Origin of the sequence: Nesterenkonia massiliensis (genome assembly GCF_000455245.1) — a bacterium.
Classification (GTDB): domain Bacteria; phylum Actinomycetota; class Actinomycetes; order Actinomycetales; family Micrococcaceae; genus Nesterenkonia; species Nesterenkonia rhizosphaerae.
Window position 1 is genome coordinate 13,887 of record NZ_HG005175.1, and the last position, 3,551, is coordinate 17,437.

Consider the following 3,551-nt stretch of genomic DNA (forward strand, 5'->3'; position numbering starts at 1 on the left):
CGGGACTGCGTCTCCTATGACGCGGAATGGAACGGCAAGGACTTCACCCTGGTGGACACCGGCGGTTGGGAGGCTGATGCCAAGGGCATCCATAAGCGCGTGGCCGAACAGGCAGAGATCGCCGTGGACGAGGCCGACGCCGTTGTCTTTGTGCTCGATGGCCTGGTGGGCGCCACCGCGGTGGATGAAGCCGTGGTCAAGATGCTGCGCCGGAAGAAGAAGCCGGTGCTGCTGGCGGCCAATAAGATCGATTCCACTGTCCAGATGAGCGAGGTCTACCCGCTGTGGAACCTCGGCCTCGGCGAGCCGTTCCCGGTCTCAGCATTGCACGGCACCGGTACCGGTGACCTGCTGGATGCCGCAATGAAGGCACTGCCGGATACCGCTCAGCACGGGGGAATGATCCCGCTGGGCGGTCCGCGCCGCGTGGCCCTGGTGGGACGTCCCAATGTGGGCAAGTCCTCGCTGCTGAATAAGTTGGCCGGGTCTGAGCGCGTGGTGGTGGACAATGTCGCCGGCACCACGCGTGATCCGGTGGATGAGCTGATTGAGCTTGGTGGCGAGCAGTGGCGCTTTGTGGATACCGCCGGCATTCGGCGTCGTCAGCATATGGCCTCCGGTTCGGAGTACTACGCCATGCTGCGCACTCAGCGCGCTCTGGATAAGGCCGAGGTGGCGGTGGTGCTGCTGGCTGTTGATGAGCCGGTCTCCGAGCAGGATGTGCGCATCATCCAGATGGCCGTGGACTCCGGACGCGCCCTGGTGCTGGCCTATAACAAATGGGACCTGCTTGATGAAGAGCGCCGGTACTACTTGGAGCGGGAGATCGAACGAGATCTGGGCCATGTGGCCTGGGCACCGCGGGTCAATGTCTCGGCGAAGACCGGTTGGCACAAGGACAAGCTGGCACCTGCGCTGTCCACTTCGCTGACCAACTGGGAGCAGCGGATCTCCACTGGTCGGCTCAACGCCTTCCTCGGCGAACTGGTGGCGGCTCATCCGCATCCGGTGCGTGGCGGTAAGCAGCCACGCATTCTCTTCGCGACCCAGCCTGCCTCGCGTCCGCCGAAGTTCGTGCTGTTTACCACTGGATTCCTGGACCCCGGCTACCGGCGGTTCATCACCCGCCGACTGCGCGAGACCTTCGACTTCACTGGTACGCCCATTGAGGTGCAGATGCGGGTGCGCGAAAAGCGCAAGCGCCGCAAATAAGCTGCTTGACGTAGGCCCACAGGACGCAGCTGGTGTGTCTGTTTCATACGGTGGCGCAGTTTGACGTTATTTCTGGCTTGTTGAGGAGCCGAATACGGTCAGAGTGCGCCACCGTATGCGTATCGGCTAGCGGTAGCCCAGGGCTGTCTCGACATCGCGGGTGATTCCGGCCAGGGCGTCCCAGCTGGAGCCTTCGCTCATGATGCTGATGACATAGCTGCCTCCGGGATGGCGCACAATGGCGGCGTCGTGGAGGTAGCCGTTGATGAAGCCAGGCTTATTCAGTACCTGCCCGGTACTGCCGGCGGGGATCCCTTGGCGGTGGATATTGGCGCCCAGAGCATTGCGCAGCCGGTCATGGCTGCCTGTGCTCATGTTCAGCTGCCCTGACTCCAGACGCAGCAACAGGGCGGTGAGGTCGTCGGTGGTGGTCTTGATGCCGGAGTTGCCCTCACCGGGCCCGGTGCCGGTGGCACCTGCTGCGCGGGCGTCGTCGTAGATACTGGGCCAGCCGAGCTTGGGGCCCAGCACCTCGGGGCAGGGGTTATCGCTGAGCACGATCATGTCCTGGAAGCACTGGGCAACATTGCGGCCCCCGGTGACGGGTTCATCCCAGCTGAGGCTGCCGGCCTCTACCCGGCGCAGGATGCTGTAGGCCAGGTAGAGCTTATAGGTGCTGGCGGTGGTGTAGCGGGTGTCCCCGCCTACTGAGGCGCGGCGCCCCTGTCCGCCGAGCTCGGCCACGCTGATGGAGATCTGTCCAGGGTAGCTAGCCGCCAGCTGAGCCAGATAGGCGCTGAGGTCACCGGTGAAAACCGTGGGCTCAGAGAACGACGGCGGGGGAGTCGGCTCAGCAGTGGGCGCTGGTTCTGCCTGAGGGGCCCGTTCGGCGGCGGACTCTTGGTCCTCGGCCTCGGCGCGCTGCTGTTCTGCGCTTTCCTGTTGTGCGCGTTCTCGTTCAGCACGTTCTTCGGCTTCGCGCTGCTGGCGAGCTTGTTCGGCAGCTTCTTCTTGGGCTGCGTGGTGTGCCTGCGCCAGCGAGGCGGCGAATGACCGGACCTCATTGCGCGGCAGTACCCTTTCAGTGAATCCCTGCTGCGGATTCGTCACAGTGCTGGCGTGCTCGGAGGTGGCTGCTGCTGACTGGGACTGTGTGCTCTGGTAGGAAGCACTCAGCCGGGCCGCCAGGGAGCTGGCCGCGGCGCGTGCTGATAGTTCCTCCGGCGAGGTGGCGGCAGCTGAGTCCGGGCTCGGGGACTGCTGGCTGACAGTCAGGACTGCAGGTTCGGCAGAAAGGGGCGCGCCAAAGGCAGCGGATGATTCAGCAAGCGGTGTGCATCCGGTGATCAGCAGTGCAGCGCTCAGCGCACCGGCAACAGATTTCCCAGGCACACTCGCTAAAAGGGGAAGACGCGAGTGCATAGGGATCAGAGTAAAAGGATGAGGGCTGAATCCCTGGGATTTCGACGGCGCGTAGGATGCCATGCATGAAACAGCCGCCCCTGTCTTTGATCGTGGAGATCCAGCAGAAGTTCGCGGCCCGGGGTATACACGGCGTGGTGGACGGTTCGGCGGTGCTCGCTTCTTTGGGTCTGGTGGAGGATGTCCAGGACTGGGATCTGCTCACCGATGTGGCACCCGAGGCGGTTCAGGAGGTCCTGGAAGCGCTGGAGTGCCGCTATGAGCGGCTAGGACCGGCAGGCGTCTTCCGCGCCGCGGGGTTATTCGGGGTGAGCGCTGAGGACCACGCCATCGACATCATTTCCCGATTCACGATCGAAAGCCTCGAGGGGTTGGTGCACATACCGGCCCGCGCGGGGGATCAGTGGCAAGGACCGGTGCTGGCCCGTCCGCAGGAATGGGAGATGGCGTACCGGCTGATGGGCCGTACCCAGCGGGCTGATCTGCGGCGCGTCGCGCAAGTGGCGAGAGATTAACGGGTTAGCGGGTGCACTTCGGGTGAGACTGAGCGCCCTCCTGCAGGGGCAGGGCCTAGGAGTCGGGTTCCATGAGCAGGATCAGCGTCTCAGCGTCGAGATCGCACTCCAGCTCATAAGTGCCTGATTCCGGAACCTCAACCGATGCGAAGGCGAAATGCGTTTGACGGCGACCCTCCGCGTCCAGGCTCTGCGGTTCTGGGATATTGAGATTTATCACTAAAACATAGAGCCGGTGGGAGAGAGTGCAAAGTGCATAAAAAGCCCCTGTCTTCCGCATGATTGCTGGGAAGCAGGGGCTTTTTGGTGCTGGTCGGGCTAGCGGGATTTGAACCCACGACCTTCCGTCCCCCAGACGGACGCGCTACCAAGCTGCGCTATAGCCCGAAACCGTGACATTCC

4 protein-coding genes and 1 tRNA gene are annotated in these 3,551 nt (G+C 63.4%); 2 read left to right on the forward strand and 3 right to left on the reverse strand.

Annotation, left to right across the window (positions count from 1 at the left end; translation table 11 throughout):
* The coding region (gene der, locus TX78_RS11870; RefSeq protein ID WP_044496511.1) for a ribosome biogenesis GTPase Der at positions 1–1,212 on the forward strand (1,212 nt) is incomplete at its 5' end.
* Between the two features lie 126 nt (positions 1,213–1,338).
* Here the strand turns inward: der and TX78_RS11875 are convergent.
* The gene (locus TX78_RS11875; protein ID WP_158644345.1) at positions 1,339–2,634 is read right to left on the reverse strand and encodes a serine hydrolase; all 1,296 of its coding nucleotides are present in this window, start codon (positions 2,632–2,634) and stop codon (positions 1,339–1,341) included.
* Positions 2,635–2,699: 65 nt separating this feature from the next.
* Between TX78_RS11875 and TX78_RS11880 the strand changes: the two genes are divergently transcribed.
* Positions 2,700–3,149, forward strand: a complete 450-nt coding sequence (locus TX78_RS11880; RefSeq protein ID WP_044496513.1) for a hypothetical protein — start codon at positions 2,700–2,702, stop codon at positions 3,147–3,149.
* A gap of 55 nt (positions 3,150–3,204) precedes the next feature.
* Here TX78_RS11880 and TX78_RS13850 read toward each other — a convergent pair whose 3' ends face one another.
* Positions 3,205–3,369, reverse strand: a complete 165-nt coding sequence (locus TX78_RS13850) for a hypothetical protein (RefSeq protein WP_158644346.1) — start codon at positions 3,367–3,369, stop codon at positions 3,205–3,207.
* Positions 3,370–3,459: 90 nt separating this feature from the next.
* Positions 3,460–3,536, reverse strand: a tRNA-Pro gene (locus tag TX78_RS11890).
* Positions 3,537–3,551 lie beyond the last annotated feature (15 nt).

Excerpts from the sequence above, each read along its gene's own strand:
- TX78_RS11875 (WP_158644345.1), bottom strand. The coding sequence starts at position 2,634 with ATGCACTCGCGTCTTCCCCTTTTAGCGAGTGTGCCTGGGAAATCTGTT.
- TX78_RS11880 (WP_044496513.1), top strand. The coding sequence starts at position 2,700 with ATGAAACAGCCGCCCCTGTCTTTGATCGTGGAGATCCAGCAGAAGTTC.